At 52.6% G+C, this 22700-nt stretch carries 20 protein-coding genes; 13 read left to right on the top strand and 7 right to left on the bottom strand.

Annotated elements, in window-relative coordinates:
* Position 1: 1 nt before the first annotated feature.
* The 3 genes from EKM84_RS03230 to EKM84_RS03220 all read left to right on the top strand — a co-directional run bounded on the left by EKM84_RS03230 (position 2) and on the right by EKM84_RS03220 (position 2856).
* The gene (locus EKM84_RS03230) at positions 2-355 is read left to right on the top strand and encodes a VOC family protein (RefSeq protein WP_125763604.1); all 354 of its coding nucleotides are present in this window, start codon (positions 2-4) and stop codon (positions 353-355) included.
* A gap of 158 nt (positions 356-513) precedes the next feature.
* Positions 514-1044 (top strand): MarR family winged helix-turn-helix transcriptional regulator, encoded by a 531-nt coding sequence (locus tag EKM84_RS03225; protein WP_125763602.1) that lies wholly within the window; start codon positions 514-516, stop codon positions 1042-1044.
* Between the two features lie 42 nt (positions 1045-1086).
* Positions 1087-2856, top strand: a complete 1770-nt coding sequence (locus EKM84_RS03220; RefSeq protein WP_125763600.1) for an ABC transporter ATP-binding protein — start codon at positions 1087-1089, stop codon at positions 2854-2856.
* A 69-nt stretch (positions 2857-2925) separates the two neighbouring features.
* On the opposite strand, the gene EKM84_RS03215 is transcribed toward EKM84_RS03220, so the two are convergent.
* Positions 2926-4650: a phosphatase PAP2 family protein gene (locus EKM84_RS03215; protein ID WP_125763598.1), complete on the bottom strand. Its 1725-nt coding sequence runs from the start codon at positions 4648-4650 to the stop codon at positions 2926-2928.
* A gap of 300 nt (positions 4651-4950) precedes the next feature.
* On the opposite strand from EKM84_RS03215, the gene EKM84_RS03210 reads away from it, so the two are divergent.
* Positions 4951-6510 carry a glycoside hydrolase family 31 protein gene (locus EKM84_RS03210; RefSeq protein ID WP_125763596.1) on the top strand — a complete coding sequence of 520 codons (1560 nt, stop codon included), beginning with the start codon at positions 4951-4953 and terminating at the stop codon, positions 6508-6510.
* A gap of 27 nt (positions 6511-6537) precedes the next feature.
* The gene (locus EKM84_RS03205) at positions 6538-7974 is read left to right on the top strand and encodes a glycoside-pentoside-hexuronide (GPH):cation symporter (RefSeq protein WP_225418122.1); all 1437 of its coding nucleotides are present in this window, start codon (positions 6538-6540) and stop codon (positions 7972-7974) included.
* Positions 7975-8053: 79 nt separating this feature from the next.
* Here EKM84_RS03205 and EKM84_RS03200 read toward each other — a convergent pair whose 3' ends face one another.
* Together EKM84_RS03200 and EKM84_RS03195 are read right to left on the bottom strand one after the other, a co-directional pair.
* Positions 8054-8368, bottom strand: coding sequence for a winged helix-turn-helix transcriptional regulator (locus EKM84_RS03200; RefSeq protein WP_125763594.1), 315 nt, complete (start codon positions 8366-8368; stop codon positions 8054-8056).
* Between the two features lie 20 nt (positions 8369-8388).
* Complete coding sequence (locus EKM84_RS03195; protein ID WP_164511285.1) at positions 8389-9408, bottom strand: PucR family transcriptional regulator; 1020 nt, start codon at positions 9406-9408, stop codon at positions 8389-8391.
* Between the two features lie 291 nt (positions 9409-9699).
* Between EKM84_RS03195 and EKM84_RS03190 the strand changes: the two genes are divergently transcribed.
* Positions 9700-11919 carry an alpha-galactosidase gene (locus tag EKM84_RS03190; RefSeq protein ID WP_125763590.1) on the top strand — a complete coding sequence of 740 codons (2220 nt, stop codon included), beginning with the start codon at positions 9700-9702 and terminating at the stop codon, positions 11917-11919.
* Between the two features lie 112 nt (positions 11920-12031).
* Entirely contained in the window at positions 12032-12679 is a 648-nt protein-coding gene (pcp, locus tag EKM84_RS03185; RefSeq protein WP_125763588.1) for a pyroglutamyl-peptidase I, read from the top strand.
* 75 nt (positions 12680-12754) lie between these two features.
* Here the strand turns inward: pcp and EKM84_RS03180 are convergent, their stop codons facing one another.
* Positions 12755-13378 carry a DUF4867 family protein gene (locus tag EKM84_RS03180; RefSeq protein ID WP_164511284.1) on the bottom strand — a complete coding sequence of 208 codons (624 nt, stop codon included), beginning with the start codon at positions 13376-13378 and terminating at the stop codon, positions 12755-12757.
* Between the two features lie 131 nt (positions 13379-13509).
* Positions 13510-13857 carry an iron chaperone gene (locus tag EKM84_RS03175; protein ID WP_125763584.1) on the bottom strand — a complete coding sequence of 116 codons (348 nt, stop codon included), beginning with the start codon at positions 13855-13857 and terminating at the stop codon, positions 13510-13512.
* A gap of 232 nt (positions 13858-14089) precedes the next feature.
* Here EKM84_RS03175 and EKM84_RS03170 point away from each other — a divergent pair, with 232 nt between their 5' ends.
* Positions 14090-15838: a DUF262 domain-containing protein gene (locus EKM84_RS03170; RefSeq protein ID WP_125763582.1), complete on the top strand. Its 1749-nt coding sequence runs from the start codon at positions 14090-14092 to the stop codon at positions 15836-15838.
* A gap of 43 nt (positions 15839-15881) precedes the next feature.
* Here EKM84_RS03170 and EKM84_RS03165 read toward each other — a convergent pair whose 3' ends face one another.
* Complete coding sequence (locus EKM84_RS03165) at positions 15882-17066, bottom strand: MrcB family domain-containing protein (protein WP_125763580.1); 1185 nt, start codon at positions 17064-17066, stop codon at positions 15882-15884.
* Positions 17067-17292: 226 nt separating this feature from the next.
* Between EKM84_RS03165 and EKM84_RS03160 the strand changes: the two genes are divergently transcribed.
* Positions 17293-18237, top strand: a complete 945-nt coding sequence (locus EKM84_RS03160; RefSeq protein WP_125763578.1) for a 3-hydroxyacyl-CoA dehydrogenase family protein — start codon at positions 17293-17295, stop codon at positions 18235-18237.
* Between the two features lie 49 nt (positions 18238-18286).
* Here EKM84_RS03160 and EKM84_RS03155 read toward each other — a convergent pair whose 3' ends face one another.
* Complete coding sequence (locus EKM84_RS03155; protein WP_125763576.1) at positions 18287-19711, bottom strand: APC family permease; 1425 nt, start codon at positions 19709-19711, stop codon at positions 18287-18289.
* A gap of 266 nt (positions 19712-19977) precedes the next feature.
* Here EKM84_RS03155 and EKM84_RS03150 point away from each other — a divergent pair, with 266 nt between their 5' ends.
* From EKM84_RS03150 to EKM84_RS03135, 4 genes are all read left to right on the top strand, one after another.
* On the top strand, positions 19978-20427 hold the full coding sequence (locus EKM84_RS03150) for a hypothetical protein (RefSeq protein WP_125763574.1): 450 nt from the start codon (positions 19978-19980) through the stop codon (positions 20425-20427).
* A gap of 21 nt (positions 20428-20448) precedes the next feature.
* Positions 20449-20811 (top strand): hypothetical protein, encoded by a 363-nt coding sequence (locus EKM84_RS03145; protein ID WP_225418121.1) that lies wholly within the window; start codon positions 20449-20451, stop codon positions 20809-20811.
* Positions 20812-21034: 223 nt separating this feature from the next.
* A complete protein-coding gene (locus EKM84_RS03140; RefSeq protein WP_125763572.1) occupies positions 21035-21358 on the top strand; it encodes a thioredoxin family protein in 324 nt (107 codons plus the stop codon).
* Positions 21359-22699 carry a dihydrolipoyl dehydrogenase family protein gene (locus EKM84_RS03135; RefSeq protein ID WP_125763570.1) on the top strand — a complete coding sequence of 447 codons (1341 nt, stop codon included), beginning with the start codon at positions 21359-21361 and terminating at the stop codon, positions 22697-22699. It abuts the gene before it with no gap.
* Position 22700 lies beyond the last annotated feature (1 nt).

Here is a 22700-nt window from a genome sequence, read left to right as displayed (position 1 = left end):
GATGAATAAAACCCGAATTATGCTGTACGTAAAAGATGTTGACCGAGTCGTTCAATTTTGGCAGGAGACCTTTGACCTGCCATTAGTCGCCACAAATGAGTTGGCCGATGGTTCACAGAACGTTGTCCTCCAGATGAACGCGGGGACCGAGCTCTCGTTCTTCTCACGGGCGTTTATTCAAGCCCATTCGCCAGAGGTGCTCGACAACGTCCCGTCACTCATGTTCTTCAGTGAGAACTTTGAGACGTTACATGAGCAGTTGGCGGGCGCCACGCCGATTGTAGATGACAACGGTCAACTGGCTTTTGGATTTCCAGATCCCGAGGGCACGTATTTTGCCGTGGGCAAGGCTTAGGCATGCAAATGTAATCGTAAATTTCAAGGTCGCCCGTACGTGGACGGCCTTTTGTGTTGCCCCGGAAAAATAAATAGTTCAAAAATAGTTAGCTTTAGTTTACAAAAGCTAACTATCGTGATAATATAATTTCCATCAAGAACGAGGAGGCATTTTCGATGAGTGAAAAAAGTCGTGAGTTAATGCAAACGTTTGGCAAGTTATTACAGAACCGAGCTTTCATCATGTCCGTGGGGCATCAGCCGGGGATGGGCGGTCACGGGGGACCTGGTGGCCGGGGCGGTCAAATGCGCCTACTCCACCTGTTGTATCAGGCCAAGAATGGACTGACCAATGCGGATATTGCCGAAATGCTAGATATCCGACCCAGTTCCGTCAGTGCTGGCATCAGTAAGTTAGCGGATGCCGGACTGGCGGAACGGGTGCCGAGTGAAAACGACAAGCGGGCCGTCATTGTTAAATTGACCGACCAGGGGCGCCAGATGTTTGACCAATATGATGAACGCGTCGACGATTGGTCCGAAAAGTTATTTGGCAGTTTATCCGATGAAGAACAAACGCAACTGCGTGACCTACTGACGAAGGTGACGCACCACGTGGGCGATTTGAAACTGGATGAGTTCATGCCTAATCATCACAACTGGCCCCACCGCGGTATGGGACCCATGGGACAGCGGCCCCGCTGGTAAGCAATCGTCGCTAATTAATAGAGTGCTGGAGGCATAAGAGAGATGGAACACAGAATGGCAGCACCGGCGACCGCCCGCAAACGGCCGACTGGCAAGTTTGATATCAAAGGATTTTTACACTTGATTCGGCAAACGAAGCCGAAGTATTGGCAGTTATGGGTCGGCCTGTTCCTAGGCTTGTTGGCCACGGGCGCACAGTTAGCGGTGCCCAAACTGGCACAATCTTTAATCAACGGACTGGGTCATGCACTGAACAAGCCCATGCTGATAATGGTGATCGTGTTATTTATTGTGAGTGCGGTTGTGAGTGCCATTTCCGGCGCGCTCCTGGGGTTCTTTGGTGAAAATGTCGTGGCCCGGTTACGTGAGACCTTATGGCAAAAGTTAGTTCGGTTACGGGTCAGCTACTTTGACAACGTGAAGACCGGGGAGATGACCTCGCGGCTGGTCAACGATACCATGCAGATCAAAAATCTGCTGGCCAATTCGTTTCCCCAGATGGTCACTTCTTTACTCCAACTAGTGGGGGCACTAGTAATTATGGCCCTGATGGATTGGCGGATGACGACCATCATGTTCGTCGCCGTGCCCGTCGTCATGCTGGTGATGTTCCCCATCATGCGGCAGTCTGGGAAAATCGGCCATCAACGGCAGGACGCTATGGCCACGTTTAGCGGTGCCACGGACGAAACACTGAGTGAGATTCGGCTGGTGAAGTCGTCCAATGCTGAGGGGTACGAAACGCAAAATGGGGCGACCCAGATCAATGACCTGTACCGCATTGGACTGAAGGAGGCCATTTACGATTCCATCGCGGGTCCCGCCATGACGGCGGCCATGCTGGCGGTCTTTGTCGGGGTCCTGGCCTACGCGGCTGCGCGGGTATCGGCCGGCACCATGACGATGGGGACCATGTTTTCCTTCCTGATGTACCTCTTTCAAATCATCGGCCCAGCCGGTACCTTGGCCCGGTTCTTTACGGACCTGTCCAAGGCCAATGGCTCGACCGAACGGGTTCGGGACTTGCTGGCAGAACCGGAAGAACGCCTGACCAGTGGGCCAACTCAGTCCGTGACTGACCAGACCTTGGCTATGGAACACGTGGACTTTGCCTACGAAGATGACGGTCAACCGGTTTTGCGGGACGTGAATTTTGAAGCGAAACCCAACACGGTCGTGGCCTTCGCGGGGCCGTCCGGTGGCGGGAAGTCGACCATCTTTGGGATGATTGAACGCTACTACCACCCACAACAGGGGCGGGTCACCATTGGCGGCGAGGATGTTGAGGCGTTTAACCTGAGCGATTGGCGGTCTCAAATTGGGTATGTCAGTCAGGACTCGGCCATCATGGCGGGGACCATCCGGCATAACCTGACCTATGGGGCGGACCAGAGCTATAGCGACGACGAACTCTGGCACGTCTTACAGTTGGCTTCCGCGGATGGTTTTGTCCACAACATGGCAGACAATCTGGACACTCAGGTGGGTGAACGGGGCGTCAAGGTGAGTGGTGGTCAACGCCAACGGCTGGCGATTGCCCGCGCCTTCCTGCGAGACCCGAAGATCTTATTGTTGGATGAGGCCACGGCGAGCTTGGACTCCGAGTCCGAAGCCATGGTCCAACAGGCATTGACGGAACTGATGAAGGGCCGGACCACACTGATCATTGCCCACCGGTTGAGTACCATTGTGGACGCGGATAACATCTACTTCGTGGAGGACGGTCACATTAGTGGTAACGGGACGCACCAGGAACTGATGGCTAGCTTACCGATTTACCGGGATTACGTTCGGATTCAATTTAAAGAATAGACAACAAAAGGGACCGCAACAACTGGCCGATACCAGTCATTGCGGTCCCTTTGTCATGCTTGGATAAAACTACTTAACGAGTTTAACGGCGTGCTTGGTGTAGCTGATGTGCCAGCCCTTAGGCAAGCCGGAAACGTGGGTGAACTTACCCGTCCGTTTGTGGAAAGTCAGGAGCTTGGTACCGCTCTTGAGGCTACCCTTGGTCAGCTTCAAAGTGCCACCCAATTTGGCGGTCTTCTTGATGGTGACGTGGGCGTTGCGGGCCAGTTTCAGTTGACCAGCCTTTTGTTGGTAGTTGCCTTTAACAGTGACTTTGGCCGTGCTGAGTTGCAGCACACCACCGGCCAGTTTGACGTTACCCGTACCGGCTGCGGTGGCATTTGCGAGTTCCAACGTGCCGGCCTTCAAGGTCGTGCCGTTGAAGCTGTTGTGACCGCTCAGAATCAGGCGACCGGATCCTTGCTTGGTCAATTGACCCTGACCGGCAATATCGTTACGCCAGTTGTCCTTGGCGTTGAAACCGCCTTGCTTGGCATCCATATTGACGGTGACGTTGTCGTTCAAGGCGCCATAACCATTGGCGGCGGAGAAGAGGTCTAAGCGGCCCCATCCCTCAGCGTCGTCCATCACGGGGTATCCAGAAGGCATCCCAGTCGTGTAGAGCACGTCGCGGCGTTGGGTATCGCTTAAGTAAGGCAGGCGAGTGGCCAGCAGAACTTCGGCACCCTTCGGCACACGCATCGCTTGGGTCGTGTCACCGGTTTGGTTGAAGCCGTAAGTCATCCGGAAACGGTAGGCGTCACGGTTCGTTTGGTAATCGCTGAAGGTATCTGTGGCGGTCGTGTCCTTGCTACCGAGCAGGGCATCAGAGTGCGCTACTTGGTAAGCTTGCTTCATGAGGTCGCGGTTGTTGCTATCGTTCAAGGTTGCGGCGGTCATGGCCGTCCCGACCATCCGGCCACCCATAACGGCGAGTGGGGAGTGCCGGCCAGCCAGAACCCGGTCGTAACCAACTTCGGAGGAACGGGTCAGCAGTTCTTGGAACCGTTCAGGCACGGCGTAGGCCAGTGTCAACCCACTTTCAAATGCGGCAGTTGTGTGACCGCTAGGGAAGTCGTAGTCGTCAGCCTTGGCAGCAGCCATGACCTTAGACAGGGCAGGCACGACTTTCACTTGATCACTCTGGCGGTAAGGCCGGACGTACTTCACCACGTGCTTGACGACCCCGGTCCCAGAGAATGGTGAGCGGGCCGTGGTGTTCACGAGTTGGACCAGGGGCCCCAGCGTTGAGGTCGTAGAGGCCCAGTTGACCTTACTGTAAGGGGCGTTAGCGGGAAGTGGTTCGCTCGGCATCGAGGTGAAATCGGTTTGAGCGTCGGCGTTCTTGACGAAGGCGGTGGCGTAAGGCCCTAAGCCGGAAATCAGATTGTAGCGCAGGTCCCGCCGGTCGGTGAGGTAGGACCGTTCGGCCTCGGCATCGTTTCTGTGCTGGGTGATATCGGCAGCCTTGGCCACGTTTTGAGCCAGCAGGCCTTCATTTAACTTCTTGCCGTCTGCCCAATATGTAGAGAATTCAGCCATTTCACCCACGACCGGGTTGTTTTGCTGGGTCGTGTTCTTGCTGACGTTGGCTTGGTACGTGTCCACGAAGTAGCCGTAAGGCGCAGCTTGTGGGGCCAGGTTGTCCGTTACCGTTTTGGCTTGGGCGACCGTGGTCATCAGGGGTAAAGTGACGGCTGCGAGAGAAATCATCGCGGCTGCTTTGCGGGTCCAGGTGCGTGTTCGCATTTTCATGAAAATTCCGCCTTTCATCTTGAACGTGTCGAGTCATTTTCAACTTTCAGGTACGTTTTCATCATAACCGACCTAGTTTACAAAGTCAGTAGGGTTAATGAAAATGATACAGAAAGCATACGGAATCAATACATAGCGTTCGTTTTAGACCGGTAAAGCAAGTGATTTAACTAATTATGGGGTAGGATGTCTTGGGGGGTCAAATGAAAGCGATTCACTTTACTGTCATTTTGCCGTTTCATTCGATATGATGTGTGCGGAGTCGGGTTTTAAAAATTAGCATTGGAAAGGAATTTTGTGATGATCACTGTCAACGAATTAACGACCAACCTAAAGCAACCACTTCAAATTGAGATTTTAACCGGAGAGGAGTGGTATGGGGGCGACATTTTTGCTGGTTCACAGTATCCCTTGACCAAAGGGAGTTTGTACACCTTAGACCTGTTCCACCTGGAAACGTACAATCAGGTGGCGTCAGCCTTCATTTCGTCCAAGGGTCGCGTCTTGACCAGTCAGACGCCATTTTCACTGACAGTTAGTGGGGACCGCCTGAGCGTTGTCACGCAAGACCACGTCAATTTAGTTGCGGGCAATGATGGTCTCAAGGGGGCACAGCAGTGGCTGGCACAGCACACGTTTGCGTTAGGCAGTCTGCCACCACAAGAGTTCTTCGAGCTCCCCCAGTGGAATACTTGGATGGAGCTGTTGTACCAGCAGAACCAGACCGACATTTTAGCCTATGCACACAGCATTGTGGCTAACGGCTTTCCGGCCGGCATCATCATGATCGATGATTTGTGGGCGGATTACTATGGTCGGTGGGAATTCTCGGCGCGGAAGTTCCCAGATGCCCCAGCAATGATTCAGGAGCTACATACTTTGGGCTTTAAGGTGATGGTCTGGGCGTGCCCATTTGTCAGCCCAGATTCACCAGAGTTCCGTGATTTGCGGGACCGGGATATGCTGTTGAAACGCCCTGATGGGAAGCCAGTCGTTCGTGAATGGTGGAACGGCTACAGCGCTATTCTGGATCTCAGCAACCCGGCCACCTATCAATGGTTCAAGGAAACGTTGCAAAATCTCCAGGAAACCACTGGGGTAGACGGGTTCAAATTGGATGCCGGCGATAGCTACTTCTACCGGGACGATGACGTGTCCCACATGAATTTATCTCCAGTCCAGCAGACCGAGTTGTGGGGCAAGTTTGGCAAGGAGTTCCCTTACAATGAGTTCCGGGCCCTCTACAAGAATCAAGGTGCACCGCTAGTAAACCGCTTACAGGATAAGCAATTTGTCTGGGGCGAGCAGGGGTTGTCCGAATTGATTCCGGATACCATTGCGCAGGGGCTGATGGGGTATTACTTCAGTTGTCCTGACATGATTGGTGGCGGGGAGATTGGCAGTCTGAAATCCCTCGAGACCTTCGACCAAGAGCTCATCGTGCGCTCGGCACAGTGCTCCGCGTTGATGCCGATGATGCAATTCTCCTTAGCACCGTGGCGGGTCTTAGATCAGGAACATCTAGACATTTGTCGGCAAACAGCTGATCTGCATCAACAATTCGCGCCCACCATTATTAAATTAGCCGAGCACGCTGCTAAAACCGGGGAACCGATTGTGCAAACGATGGCTTATGACCATCCAGAGACGCCCCAAGCTTACCTGAAGACCCAATTTAAGCTTGGCCCCGCCTTGCTAGTGGCGCCCGTCTTGGAAGCCCACGCGACGACCAAGTCCGTGTATTTCCCAGCGGGACAGTGGCAGTCCGTGACGGACGAGACCGCCGCAACCATCACTGGTCCGGCTGAAGTGGACGTGCCCGTTACGCTCAGTAGTTTACCCGCTTATCGGCGTCTGTAATTAATTGATAGAATCGAGGATGAAAGCATGGAAATGGAACAGAACGTCAATCAAAATAAGATTTTAACGCGAACCACGTATGCCTTTGGGGCCTTTGGTCACGATTTGTTTAATCAAGTCATGAATAGCTATTTTATTATGTTCGTGACCAATCACTTATTTAACGGGAGCGATACCGCCGCCAACAACCGAATGATCGGGATTATGACGACCATTATCTTTGTTCTGCGGATTGCCGAACTGTTTATCGACCCCTTCATTGGGAATACGATTGATAAGACGAATACCAAATGGGGCAAGTTCAAGCCGTGGGTGATCATTGGGACCTTGATTTCCGGGGTCTGCATGATGCTGCTGTTCAGTAACCTCTGGGGTCTGACGGAAAGCCCATTCATGTACCTGTTTGTCTTCACCTTTATTTACATCATCATGGATATCTTCTTCTCATTCAAAGATATCGGTCTGTGGTCCATGTTACCCGCACTGTCCTTTGATTCCCTGGAACGGGAAAAGACCGCAACCATTGCACGGATTGGCTCAACCTTAGGTGGAACCATCGTGACCGTGACCATTATTCCGGTCATCCTCTTCTTCTCTAAGAGTAATGAAGGGGGAACCGGGGACTCCCGTGGGTGGTTTATCTATGCCGCTATCGCTGCCATTATCGCAATTTTGGGAGCGCTTTCTATTGGGATTGGAACTCGTGAAGTGGAATCACCACTGCGGGAAAACAAGGAAGAAACTGGCTTCAAGCAAGTGCTTGGTGTCCTGGTTCACAACGACCAACTGATGTGGTTGTCCTTTGCCTACCTGCTCTACGGGATGGGCGCTTACCTGACCAACTCCCTGATGCTGTACTACTTCACCTACGTGTTGGGTCACGCGGCGATGTTCTCCATTCTGGGGATGGCCAACATGGTCATCGGTCTGTTAGCCGTTTCCATGTTCCCAGCCTTAGCCAAGAAATTTAAGCGGCGGAACGTGTTCGTGTCCTGTATCGTGATTCTCTTAGTTGCGTTGGCCCTGTTCTCCTTTGCCGACAAGAACGTTTGGCTGGTCATCTTAGCGGGTGCGCTGTTTAACCTGCCACAACCGCTGATCTTCCTGGTTGTGCTGATGACTTTCACCGATATCGTGGAATACGGGCAACTGAAGTTGGGTCACCGGGACGAATCCCTGGTGCTTTCCGTGCGTCCACTGATTGATAAGTGTGCCGGCGCCGTGGTTACTGGGATTACGGGTATGACGGCCGTCCTTGCCGGGATGTCTGGAAACGCCAAAGTGACCGACATTACCGCCAGCAACGTCATGACCTTTAAGCTAATCATGGTGGTCGGACCAGCAATTGCCGTGCTGATTGGGACGTTCATCTTCCTGAAGAAGGTCAAGATTACCGAAGAAAAGCATGCGGAAATCGTGACTGAACTAGAAAAGACTTGGAACAAGGACGAGAGTGACAAGTAAAAATGACGTCAAAAAAGCGGTTGGCATGTGGTGCGTCCAACCGCTTTTGGCGTATTCAAATAGGATGTTGAACTGGAATTTAGCGAGAAAGTTCGCGGGTCAGCTGCAGATTGCCCCAGTCCTCCAGCGTCGTTAGAATCGTGTGAAACGTGGCGCCGTCAGTGGTCAGTCGGTAACTGTAGTCGTCTTCGGGGATAGTTTCAATCAGGCCCAGCTCGGTCAACTTTTTAAGACGGAGCAAGAGGTTGAACGTGGAAATACCGCGGACGGTCCGGCGAAGCTCCATGAAGTCCGTGGGGGCGGAATCGAGTTGGTACAGAATCAAGGCGTACCAGCGTTGGTGGAGCACCTCTAAGCCCAGTTCGCTACCCAAATTTAGTTGCGTTAATGCCATGAGGCAGGATCCTTTCGTGATTAGAGTGCTAGGTAATTGAAAAGCCGGTAGCTGAGACGCATGCCAAAGGTCCGGTCGGGATTGTCAAAGTCGATGTCGATCAGGGCTTGAATCTTGGTGAGTCGCTTGCCCAGGCTGTTGCGGTGTAAGTGTAGCTTGGCCGCCGTCTTGGTGACGTGACAGTCGTTCTCCAGGTAGGCGTACAGCGTGTTGAAGAGCGCGGCGTGGTGGGCCTCGTCATACTGCTTTAACGTGAGTAGCTGCGTGCACATAGTGTTCTTGAGTAGTTTGCCGTTGTCCACGTGGTCCAAAATGATGTAGATGTTGTACTTTTGCGTGGGGTTGAGCACCGTGACCGTTCCTAAACGCCGGGCAATCTGTTCGGCCTGGCGACAGATGCTGAGAAATTCGGGCGTCTGGGCCACGTCTTCGTAGGGCTCCGAAATGAAGAAGACGTGGTGGGTCTGCTTACCCAGCTTGGTCAAAACGGCCTGGGTTTGGGGTAATTGACTGGCTGACAGAAGGAGAACCAGGCCGGCTGACGTTTCGGTCAGGGGCAGTGGGGCCGCTAAAGTCTGTAGGGCGGTCACCAGTTCGGCTGGATGGGCGGTTCCCGGCTCGGCGGTCACCGTGACGCAGACAATTTTGTCGGTGATGAGTGACCGGAGCAGGTGGGTGTCTGCTTGAGCGGGCGACTGTAAGAGCTGCGCCAGCACCGCGTTGACCTCGCGCTGATTGGGATTGAGCGCGTACCGGTCGGTGAAGTTGTTGATGACCTGCAAGGCAAGCCGCAGTTGGTCTGCGGGGATGGTTTGGGGCTGCGCCCGGACCAGGTACCAGGGGTGCAGCGCTTGGGGATCTAACAGAATCCGGGTGCGTGACTGATCGGGTTGGGTGATGGCGGATGGGCTCTGGCTAATAGTCGTGCCGGCTTGGTCCACAATTGAAACGGGTTGTTCTAAGTAAGTTCCAATCAACCCCATGAGTTGGTCGAGTGAGGCACATTGAATGGCGTTCAGTAAAAATGTTTCGTTTGTCAAAATTATTCCTCCGGTGTGCAGAGTGCCTATTAATTTTATAATTAGGTGGTCACTATTGCCGCTTGATACTTGATATAACAGCGTTGTCATCACGCTTAGCTGAAAAATAGCTTAGCATTTAGTGGGCAACTTGTCCACTGAGACGACGCTTGCTGGCGAGAAAATGGATTGATTCCTGAACGACGGTGGTGATTGTTGTGTCACTCGGGAGTTGTTTAGTTCGAGATGTCAGCGCTTACAAAATATGCTACGATAGGTACAGCAGTTAAAACAATTGAAGGGAGCACAATCATGTCAATCTTAGTTAACCAGCACCAATTTCACCTGCAAACGGCCCACAGTAGTTATGTTTTTCATGTGATGGAAAATGGGGAATTGGGCCAACTCTATTACGGCCCGCGCATCCACGACCAGGCCGCTTATCCTGAGCTGATGGTTCGTGAGGTTCACGGGGCTGCCCCGGCCTGGCGGTTGGATAAACCAGATTTTCAACCGGAAACGCTGAAGCAGGAATTTGCTAGCCTGGGCAAGGGTGATTATCGCGACCCGGCGTTTCAGATTACGGGACCGGATGGCAGCCGCATCAGTGAATTTCAGTATCAGGATTATGAAATTATTGATGGCAAGCAGCGACTGGTTGATTTACCAGCGACCTTTGACGATTCAGACGACGGCGCCCAGACGTTGTTGGTTACCCTGAAGGATGCGGTGAATGGCGTCACGTTGACGCTGAGTTACGCCGTGTTCCCCAACCAAGATGTGATTGTGCGCAGTGCCAAGTTTGATAACCAGGGTGAACAGACGGTGATGCTGGACCGCGCCCTGAGCCTCCAGCTGGACTTGCTGGACGCGAAGTATGATCTGCTCCAGTTCTCTGGGAGCTGGGCGCGCGAACGCCACCTGGTGCGGTCGCCGTTACACAGCGGCACCCAGAGCATTGGCAGTTTGCGGGGCGCCTCCAGTCCACAACAGAACCCCTTCATCGCCTTGGCTCGTCCGGAAACGACCGAGGATCAGGGGGCGGCGATTGGCTTGAACCTGGTCTACTCCGGGAACTTCCTGGACCAAATTGAGGTGGATTCCTACGGCGCCGCCCGGATTTTGACCGGTATCAACCCGACCGAATTTGGCTGGCAACTGACGGCGGGGAGCAGTTTTCAAACGCCGGAAGCCATCCTGAGCTACACGTCGGCCGGCCTGAATCAGCTGAGCCAGCAGATGGGGACCTTCTACCAGCATCACCTGGTCAATCCGCGGTTTGCCCAGGAACCCCGGCCCGTGCTGATCAACAACTGGGAAGGCACCTACTTTAACTTCGACGAGGCCAAGCTCACGGCGATTGCCAGTGATGCCAAGGCATTGGGAATTGAGATGTTTGTCCTCGATGACGGCTGGTTCGGCCACCGGGACGATGACACCACGTCGTTAGGGGACTGGGACGTTTATGCCGCCAAGCTCCCGAACGGCATTGCCCACCTGGCCGAACAGATTCACGGCATGGACCTCAAGTTTGGCTTATGGTTCGAACCGGAAATGATTTCCGTCGATAGTGACCTGTACCGGGCCCATCCAGAATGGCTGGTTGTGGCGCCACACCGGGAGAAGACGCCGGGACGGAACCAATTTGTCCTCGACATGGCCAATCCGGACGTGGTCGATTACCTCTACGGCAAGATTAGTAAATTGATTGTGGAAGCCCATTTGGATTACATCAAGTGGGATATGAACCGAAACATCACGGAAGCTTACAGCGCCACGCTGACGGCCGACCAGCAACTGGAATTCACCCACCGCTACATGCTGGGCGTTTACCGGCTGTACGCTCGTCTGACCACGGACTATCCAGAAGTCCTGTTCGAATCCTGTGCCTCCGGTGGTGGCCGGTTCGACTTGGGCATGATGGCCTACGCGCCACAGGCCTGGACCAGCGACGATACCGATGCCATCGAGCGGTTGCGAATTCAGTACGGCACCTCATACGGGTATCCGCAAGCCATGATGGGCGCGCACGTCTCGGCCGTACCCAACGACCAGACTGGGCGAATCACCTCGATCGAAACGCGGGCGGCCGTGGCCTACTTTGGCGACCTGGGGTACGAGCTGGACGTGACGAAATGTTCGCCAGCAGAGAAGGCGGCCATCAAGGAACAGGTGGCGTTCTACAAGCAACACCGCGAGTTGTTCCAGCAAGGCGCGTTCTACCGCATCGACAATCCCTTTACCGGGGATGGCAACGTGGGTAGCTGGGCGGTCGTCAGTCCCGACGGCCACCATGCCATTGCGGCGCGCTACCAAATTTTAAACCGGCCTAACCCAGCCTATAACCGCCTGTATCTGCGGGGACTGGTGCCCGACCAACAGTATCGGGTGGCTGGCGACCAGCACGTGTACTACGGCGATGAGCTGATGCATGCCGGTTTGTTCATTCCGCACCTCCTGGCTTCAACGGAGGGCGTCGAGGAGTCGGCGGACTTTAGCTCACGGTTGTTTGTGATTGACGCTGTAAAATAAGTGAATTAAAAATCAGGTGGCCGACGTTGGGTTGGTTGCCTGATTTTTTGCGCAATTTTAGCGGAACTGGCGTATAATTCTCATCAAATACTCATAATAGGAGGCCGATGAGATGAAAATTTTAGTCACAGGGTTTGATCCATTTGGCGGCGAACCTACGAATCCAGCGATTGCCGCGGTTAACCAGCTACCGGATGAGATTGCTGGCGCAGCCATCGTGAAGCTGGAGATTCCCACGGTGTTTGGGCAATGTGCCACGGTGGTGCGGCAGGCCATTTTGACGGAACAACCAGATATCGTGTTAAATATTGGCCAGGCCGGTGGGCGTGCGGCCTTGACGCCGGAGCGGGTCGCCATCAATTTAGATGACGGGCGGATTCCAGACAATGCTGGGCAACAGCCGATTGATCAGCCAATTCAGGTGGATGGGGCCGCGGCGTACTTCACCCAACTGCCGGTCAAGGCGATGGCCCGGGCCATTCGGGCGGCGGGTCTGCCGAGCAGCGTGTCGACCACGGCGGGGACCTACGTCTGCAACCACATCATGTACCAGGTCCAGTACCTGCGCGCCACGGAATTCCCGCAGTTGCGGGCGGGCTTCATGCACATCCCGTTCCTCCCCAGTCAGGTGACGACTAAGCCGGGCCAACCGTCTTTGTCCTTGGCGGATGACGTTCGTGGGATTACGGCGGCCATCACGGCTATCGTGGAACGCGACGGCCAGGGCGATGTGGCGACGATTGAGGGAACGTTGAATTAGGCTTTTGATAATGATGGACAGAAAAAATCGTGGACTGGGATAATCAGTTCACGATTTTTTATTGAGAAGTTAGGATTAAACCCGTAAGTTCTCGCCGACTAGGCCAGCGAAAGCGCCGTCCACGGGCGCGTCCGGGTGGGCCAGCAGCCAGGTGTTGGTCTTGAAGAGAAGCCGATTCAGGGGGTCGTCATGGTTGACGGAAAATTCCAGGTCGCGGTTGGTGCCGGCTGGCAACATGACTAGCCAACGGCAGCCATCCTGGCCGGGGGCTTCACAGGGCGCGGCGTGCAGGGTGGTGGCGTAGAGTTCAATGGCCGTGCCTTTAGGAATCAGGAAGGCGGCCAGCTGGTCGGTGTCGTAGGTCAGGTCGTCGTGGATGTCCTGGCGTTTGCCCAACAGCAGGACCAGGTCGGTGGCGGCGAGGTTGATTTCGGAACTGCTGTGGAATTCGAGACTATTCAGAAGATGGTTGTGCCCGATGCAGTAGCCGGTCTCGGTCGGCAGGCCACCGAAGAAGGTTTGCTCTAACCGGTGGGCCGCTTTGGTATCGGCGAGGGAGGTCTTGTTGGCCACGGACTTCATCTTTTCAGCGGGATAGGGAACGGCAGCGAGGTTGGTGAGCAGTTCATCCAGGTCGCCAGCGTGAACGATCCGGCCGTATGGGCGAAAGCGCTCATCGGTGACATCAAAGATTTGCATCAGAATCATCCTTCCAAATTTAAGTTGCGCTCAGTATGGTCGCTAATCGTGAAGATTCTTAGACTTTGGGGCAAACAATTTAGTAAGGCGCGGATGACGTGAAAAAAAGCCGGCTGACCGGAGAAAGGGGGTCAGTCGACGTTTTGGATTTCAGCCACGCGGAACGCCACGAGCTGGGCGATAAGGGCGGTGGGCAAAGGTTGATCATAGGGTAATTGGATGGCACCCTTAGAGGTTTTGAAGTTAGTAAGGTCATCGGCAAAATGGACAATGGGCGCGGCCGTCGGGTACAGTCCGAGGTGGTGTTTCATGGCGGCGAAGTAAATGACCGGCTTGCCGGCAACGAAGAAGGCGGGCATGCCGTAGCTGAGCTTCTCGGTGGCGTCTGGGAGCTGGTCCTGCAGAAAGTGATACAGATCGGTTAGTTGGGTGCGATGTTCTGTGGCGACGGCGGCTAGGTAGGTGGGGATTGGGGTCATTGGGGGGGCCTTCTTTCTGGTTGTTTGGGTTTATTATAGCAAGATCTGATGGCGCTTACGGAATTGATGCTTGCTGTTTAAGCACGGGGCCCGAGAGAAATGAAACATTGCTGCTATTTTACAATGATGTCTTTTAAATTGGTGGACTATTCAGGTATAATTGAATCAATCGTTTGAAGTATATATTTGGTAGTCAATAACATTTAATTTTAGAAAGAAGTCGAGGTAGAAAATGGTACAAATAGTTAGTATTCCTAGTCCCGCAACGTCCCGAATTAATGATTTATTTGAAAATAATAACTTTATTGTGCCAAGTTACCAACGGAATTATGCTTGGGGTAAAAATGAAGTTGAAGATTTCTGGGATGACTTGGAAGATTTGATTGATGGTGAACGAAGTAGCCATTTCTTTGGTCAAATTGTGACGTATAAGAACGAAAAGGAAGAACAAGAAATTATCGATGGGCAGCAGCGGTTGACAACGAGCACCATTTTTCTAGCCGTTATTCGAGACATTGCCATGCAGATGTATGCCGATAAGTTTAAAGGCAATGACGTCAAGGTTAACATAGAGAGTGGAGATCAATTGCGAGATGTTGCCAATAGGGTTAATGATGTTATTCGTGGCAATGAGGATGGCGACCCTTCACTGATGGTTCAGAAAGGTGCCGATAGCGGTGATGAAAAACCACTGCAAGAGTATTTCTTTGATCTAACCCATGGCAGCCAGAGTGCTCGAGATGATCGTGTGAGGTCAGAACCCATGCGTAACATGCAGACGGCCTATCATGATATGGAACGAAAAGTTCGAGACACATTAAAGGAAGAAAAGCAGCTTAGTGATCGGATTAATAAGCTACAGAGCATTTATAAGCTGTTCGTCAAGGGATTTTATATTGTCATGATTTCTGCCCCGAGCTTGCAGGACGCCTTCACTATTTTTGAAACGTTGAACAGTCGAGGCAAGGACCTGAAGGCTTCTGATATTATTAAGACTCATTTAATGTCATTAAGGGGTCAAAATATTGAAGAAGCTAACCAAATGTGGAGCGCTATTACGGATAAACTGGACAGCAATAGTGACCGGATTACGCGGTTCATTCGGACATACTGGGCGGCACAATATAAAATTGTGTCAGAAGATAAGTTGTACCGTGCAGTCAGCGATAAAGTGCATGATGTTAACCAAGCCCGAGACTTTTTGAAGGATTTGGATAACCTGGTTGGCCTGTATACAGTTTTGGAGAGCCCTATGACACCTAAGGCTCACACGACGTTCTTTGGCAACGTCGGAGTGACTCGTCGGTTAGACATTTTGTCGCGGATGAATGTTAAACTGTACTTCCCAATTGTCATGGCTATGTACCATTGTAAGTACACAGAGGACGATATTCTAAAAGTTGTGAATAAAATTGTTTCCGTCTTTATTCGTCACCGGACGATCATTAATGAGGGGACAAACAAACTAGAAACTGGTTTTTCCGAAATTGCTAAGAATATCTGGTCGTTGGAATATGCGGGTGTTGATGATATTATTGCCGGTATGGATAGTCGGTTACTTAAGACAAAGGAGGCGACTGAAGCAGCCTTTAGTGTCTTGAGTAAAGACGGTGGCTTACGTGGTGCTAAGAAGTGGACACTGGTTTACTTGTTGTCAGAGCTGTATGAAGTTCACTACGATGATTTTAATGATGACCTCTACGACAAAGTTTTTGATGACGACAACTATCGTTTGGTTCAGCTAAGTACGGCGCCAGAAGTCGGCGAATACCAAACGTATATCGGCAACTGGACCATTTTAGAGAAGAATCTAGCGGCTTCCAACTTCAAGGACAGTGATCAGGTTGCTAATCAGTTAAGAAAGTCCAGCTTAAAGGGCAACCAGGTCTTAGCCGATCAATTGGCAACGGGTTCCTGGACCGTGGACGATATTAAGCAACGCCAAGAATCATTTGCAGATGATGTGACGTTGATTTGGTAATTGTTTAGAACCATAAAAGAAGCGCTCCCGCGGGAGTGCTTCTTTATTTGAAACTAATTTGGAAATCGGCAGGTGTATGTGTGGTTGCGGCAAGTAATCCTGCAGTGGTAAAAGTATTAACTTGTGGGTTACCAGAAAAATCATAAATACGATAAAGACGGAAATCATCCTTATTAGCATTTAGATAGGCCCATTCGTTGGCTGAGATAAAGAACGGTGTTTTTGAATCCTTAGAGTTGGTTGTTTTAACCTCGATATGGATTTCTTTGACTTGATCTTTGGGGTCGACTGTGAAAGAAAGAACGTCGTAGCCCAGGCCATCGCCATGTTCCACAGAAACATGGCGTATCTGATCAACGTATGGTTTAAGCAGGGGATTCATAGATAGCCGATCCTTTTCCCAAGCGATCACAAATTGTTCACCTTGGCGGCCAAGCTCGGCATTTCTTTTTTCCTGTTCTAGATAATCTGTTTTGGTAACTCTACCGGATTTAGCAGCTGGAGAGTCAACCACATAGGGTGTGGAATCTTCGTGGAGACTGGTAGCTTGGTTGGGAGCGTCGTCCTCGATGACGGTTGTGGACTCGCTTAGAATTTCAGAAACTTTCTCTTTGTATTCGGTGCCGTTGAGGGTTTCTTTGAGCTGCTGGTAGGTAAAAGCGAGTGCTAAGAGATCGCGGATTAATTGATTATTGTCTTTATCAGTCAGGCTAGCGATATCGTAGTACTTATTGAAGACCGTACCAGCTTCATAGCCTTTGGCAAGTTTACGTAACTTGTCGCCATTTGAATTTAGGTGAATCGGTTCAGTTGTAAACTGATTGCCCCTGACGGATGCTGCCAGTTTTCGTTGGAAGTATTGAGAGATGGTGGAAATACTTGCTGCAGCCTCCTTACCATACGTTTTTTCAAATGAAGTCCACCCCTGATTGAGTGTTAGGTAAACACCCTGCGCATCAGTAGTGAATAGAAAAACGATACTAATCCCTTTTTGGACTGATTTGGTGATCTCTGTATCCAACAATGCCATCCAAGGAATCTGGGCCCATTTTCCTGTGCCGGCCGAGAAGTCGGTGATAATCGTTGAAGGGAGTAGTGGAAGCGGTAGCGCATCGTTAAGGCTTTCCTTCCAAGTACGGATAAATGCATTTTGTTTAAATAATGAGTCATCTTGACTGTCATTAGCAAAATTAACCGATATGTATTTGAGTAGTTGGACTAGATTCAAAGTAATTCCCCCGGAAATAGTAGATTTAGGTCAGAGCATAAGGTGTATGCAGTTATTTAGAATATACCATTAAGTATGAACCGGAGTAAATGATAACGTTGAATTCGATATTATATCGTTTATAAATGTTCTCGAGCTGATATTATTCCACCATCCATGCTAAACTAAACCCAGAGAGCAGAAAGAGAACGCAAACCAACTAACAACTTATTTGGAGGCGTTTCAAATGAACCTAGAAGCTATCAAGACCATTACCAACCTCGGGGCGGGAACCATGGGGCACGCCACGGCGCTACAATTTGCCATGAAGGGGTATCCCGTTCGGTTGCTGGACACCAGCGATACCGCGCTTGACCAAGGCTTGACCGCCATCAAGCATGACCTGGCCACCTTTCGTGAGGCCGGCCTGCTGCACGAAGACGACGCGACCATCCTGGACCGTATCACGCCCACGACCGACTACGCCGCTGCCTTGGCCGACACCGATTTCGTGATTGAATCCATCATCGAGGACCTCGACGTCAAGAAGCAGGTCTGGCAACGCGTCGAGTCCCTGGTCAGCGAGGGGACCATTCTGGCGACCAACACGTCCGGGCTCAGTCCGACCGCCATTCAGTCGGTCTTACAGCACCCGAACCGCTTTGTCGTGGCCCACTTCTGGAACCCCGCACAGCTGATGCCACTGGTCGAGGTCGTTCCCGGCAAGCAGACCGACCAGGCCACGGTCGACCTGACGACGGCGCTGATGAACCACATTGGCAAGCACGCCGTTAGCCTGAAACGCGAATCACTGGGCTTTGTCGGCAACCGCATTCAGTTGGCGGTTATGCGGGAAGCCCTGCACATCATCGACGCCGGCATCGCCTCACCCGCGGCCGTCGATGACATTATCAAATACAGTCTGGGCCGTCGCTGGAGTCTAGTCGGACCCGTTGCCAGCGCCGACCTGGGTGGCCTCGACATCTTCGACAACATCAGCAAGTACCTCTACGCTGACCTCGGCGCGACTCAGGGCGAAGACCCCGCGTTGGCGAAAAAGGTGGCCGACCACGACCTGGGCCTCAAGACCGGCCACGGGTTCTTTGACTGGGACGGGGATGCCGGCGCCGAAATTGTGGCGCAGCGGGACCGTGATTTGCTAAAACTGTTGAAACAGGATCAGGACAACTAAACTAAACGTGAAGACGGCCACCCCATGGCGAGGTGGCCGTCTTTTTTGGCTACTTTTTCAAATCCTTTAAGCGTTGAAATTCCTTTTCGCCCAACAGATGGTGGAGCGCCTGATCTTTGGGCTGATGTTCCTTGCGACCAAGCGCGTAGAACAGTAGGCCCAGGCCGATCCAGACCGCTAGCATGATGTATTCCGTCGGCCAGGCCAGTGCGACCGGTGACTTGGGGTAGAGCGTTGCCACGGCAATCGTGACGGCCAACAGACCACCTAATAGACTCGGCCACAGGCGTTTCAGCCGGAAGCCTCCGTTGAGCGTTGGGTAGGTGCGCCGAATCCGCCAGAGCGCGACCGCCGTGATTGCCCAGGCCATGGCCACGAAGAAGCCGCCGAGGTCCAGAAAGTAGGTCATCGCGCCCTTGCCCAGCCAGCCGAAGCCGACCGCAAAGACCAGCACCAACACCGTCGCGTTGACCGGCGTATTGTGTTTTTCATTAATCTCCGCAAACTTGGGTGGCAAGAGACCGGCCCGCGCCAGTGATAAGATTAGCCGGGGCGCCGCCGTGAACAGGCCGATGAAACTGGTCAGCAGGCCCAGAAAGGCAATCAGGTAGGCCGCCGTTCCCAGGAGGGGGAAGCCGGCCTCGGTAAAGGCTGTGATGGACCCCATGCTGAAGGTCGCCGTCTTTTGCCACGGGTAGACCCACGCGCTGGCCAGCAACACGATGATGTAGTAGCTGGCCGCCAGCAGGATGGCACCGACCACGGCCTTGCCGATTTTCCGCGGAGGCATTGCCGCTTCCTCAGCCAGAATGGTCACGACCTCCCACCCCGTCAGAAAGGTCATGGCTGGCAGGACGAACCGCACCACGTTGGCCAATGGATCACTCCCGGTGGCAAAGGCCGGCCAGAAGTTTTTCGGACTTCCTTGCGTAAAGCCGGTGACGACCAGCGCGCCACCCAGAATCACCAGGCCAATGAACAGCACCGCTTGAACGCCCGCCGTCAGCTTGGTGCCGCGGATATTTAACGCGAAAATGAAGAGAGTGAACGCCACCCCAATCGCCAGTTCCATCAACGAAACGTGGGCCCCGGCAATCGTGTAGCCCGGCCCCGTCGAAATCTTCGGCACCAGCGTCGCCAGCAACATGCTCGATGCCGTCACGTAGAAGGATAGCGCGCTCAAATAGGCGCCTAGAATCGCCCAGCCGGTCGCGAACCCCCAGCGTTTGCTAAAGGCCAGATAGCTATACACCACGGGCCCGCCACTCCGCGGAAAGATGGAGGAGAGCTCCGCAAAGGACAGGGAGGCCAGCACGGTGATGAACGTGGTCAGCATGAAGCCAAAGATTTCGCCCCCAGCGCCGTATTTGTCGAAGAAAATGCCATTGGTATAGATCCAACTACTGCCGATGACGCTGGACGCACCCAAAATCAGGAGGCGGGGAAACGAAATGTGACGGGACAAATTCTGCATAGTTATCGCTCGCTTTCATTGAACTAAATAATGGTTTCGGGTCGTATGTACTTGTGAAATTCCTTTAGTCATTCTACCTGATGATAGCGCTTACAACAACGGATATGGCTCGCTGATTTCACAAATGGGTTGTGGATAGGTGTAGACGTCAGTTCCGACGGTTAGTGAACGTGGTTACGTTGGTAAAGGTTACAGGCAAACTATTTTGAATTCAAAAAAACATTTGGCGATTAATTACGGAGTTAACCTAAAAGGGGGCAACAGCCATGAAAACGCGGTCGAGTCAGCGACAACAGTTGGCAAACTTAGGGAGCACGGAGCGACACCCATTCAAGGGGATTTTTGAGCGGTACGGTATTAAATCTGGTTATAAGGGGGAGGAGCCGACGATTTTACTGCGGCAGGTGCGCTTGGCAACGACCGAACAGCTGTTGACGGACCACCTCTGGTTCAACCTGACCAAGGGTTTTCAGCGGTTGGGTCAGCTCGAGCGGGGCGACGTGATCCATTTTAATGGCCGGGTCAACAGCTATGTCAAAGGTTATCGGGGCCATCAGCTGAATCTGTTCAGCGAGCTTTCCCTGGACTATCAACTCAGCTGGCCGACCAAGGTTTGTCGACCAGTTGACAGTCCTGCACGGCCGCCGTTGCCCACGGAGCGGTGGCAACTCATCACCTTGATTCAAACGCAAAATCAGGATCTACCGCGTAATTAGCCATGCGTTTCGGCAAATGAATTGCGTCCGACCAGCATTTCCACTAATGACTTCTTCGGCAGTCGCTTGACGGCGGCCCGACACTTCACTGCGTTTGCCCAAAGGCATACGACTGTGCCGGCACAGTTGGCCGATGCCGACCTGGTAGCCGCGGTTAATCCGTTGACTTATCTATTAAAGAAACAGTCCCAGGTCGCCCCGCATTGGCGGATTCGCCACGGCGCCGCTGACCGGGATACCTCGTTTGCCATTCCGATAATCTTGGCGACGAAGCTCCGTAACCAAGGGTATGACGTCGATTGCGCCATGCCGTGGACCACACCCCACAGTGGAGATTATGACTTACCCGAGTTGTTTGATTGGATGGATCAGTTATGTCAGTAAAAAATAATTCAGCACCAGCATTCGCGTGCTAGCGCTGTTTTTACGTCACGTCTTATAAAAAGTAAGCAAAAAAGCTTGCTAAAATATACCTAAGGGGGTATATTGAGTCTCGTTGTTAATTAGCTAACGTTTTATAAGCCTTGATGATGAAATGAAATAATTGAAACGTTGACTAATTAATGGATGAATGCCTATTGGGGTATGTAAACAGGAGGATCTTCTCATGATTAAAGAAATCCACGATGATAATTTTGAAAATGAAACCAATACCGGCGTCACCGTTGTCGACTTCCGGGCCGACTGGTGTCCGCCTTGTAAGATGATGGACCCCATTTTAAAAAGCCTGTCGACCAGTGAAGAATTTGGTGAGCGGGTGACCTTCACGTCGATCAATGTGGATCATGACCAAGAAGTGGCCAGTCGATTCAACGTTCAGGGGATTCCGACCTTCCTGATCAAGAAGGATGGCCAGGTGATCAATCGCCTGGTGGGTGCTCGGCCCAAGCCGTTGTTTGCTGCAGAATTAAAGAAAGCGTTAGGTGCTTAGATGACTCAAAAATTTGATTATATTGTTTTAGGTAGTGGCCCAGCTGCGTACGGCCTCGTGACGGCGTTGAAGGAAGCCCACAGTTCGCAGACCGTTCTGATTGTGGACAACGATTTGTTCGGGGGAACCTGCCCCAATTATGGTTGCGAACCCAAGATTTTCCTAGAAGGTGCTGTGCGGTCCGTCTTGATTTCCCAACAGCTTCAGCAACGGGGCATTCAGACGGCTGCTAAAATCGATTGGCCTGCGCTGATGGCAACGAAGAAGGCCACCTTTGCGCCATACCCAGCGAATGCACAGGCGGCGTTTGATTCGGAAACGGTCTCCACGCGTCAAGGTACGGCCAGCTTCATCGATGCCCACACCGTGGCGGTCAACGATGAACAATTTACGGCGGATAAAATCGTGATTGCGACTGGTGTAACGGCTAATCAGCTACCGATTTCAGGTAAAGAACTCACCCACAACAGCAATGATGTGTTGGACCTGGCCGAGTTGCCACAACGCGTGCTCTTCATTGGTGGGGGTTACGTCAGCATGGAATTGGCCACGGTACTGAGCGCAGCGGGCGCCAGCGTTGAAATCGTTGAGCACGCCCCCCATGCGTTAGGCGCGTTCTACCAACCACACGTGAACGTGGTGGTCAAGCAGATGCAGGCACGGGGAATCAAATTCCACTTCGGCCAGTCCGTGAATGCAGTGACGCAGACCGGGACTGACTTTAGCGTGACGACCGCGGAAGGCGACAGTTACACGGCCGACTACGTGATTGACGCGACCGGGCGTCGTCCGAACATTGATCAATTAAATCTGGCAGCGGCGGGCGTCGAGACCAATCGGCAGGGTATCATCGTGGATGACCATTTAGCAACCAACGTGGCCGGCATTTACGCGGCCGGCGATGTGGTGGCGAAGTCACCCGCAGTTGCGCCGAAACTCACGCCGGTTGCCCAGTTTGAGGGCGCCTATTTAACGGCGACTGACGACGAACCCATCCACTACCCAGTCACGGGCACGGGGTCCTTTACCTTTCCACAAGTGGCACAAGTCGGGGTTCCGGTGGCCGAAGCAACCGCAGATAGCCGATACCATTTGAAGAAAATGGGCTTGTCCCCAGACTTTGCCTATGCGGGGACCAATGATCAAGACGCCGAATTAATTGGGGTCTTTGACCACGACCAACGACTGGTGGGCGCAGCCGAGGTCAGTCAAACCGCCACGGACGACATGAACCAGTTGGTCAGCGTTATCGGGTTGGGCTTGACTGCCAAGGATTTCCAGCAGAAGCAGATTCTGATTTTCCCAACCTTGGGCACGAAACTGAAGGAATTCTTAGCTTAGC

It is taken from the genome of Levilactobacillus mulengensis (assembly GCF_003946045.1).
Lineage (GTDB): Bacteria > Bacillota > Bacilli > Lactobacillales > Lactobacillaceae > Levilactobacillus > Levilactobacillus mulengensis.
This window is presented reverse-complemented; position numbering and strand designations above follow the sequence as displayed.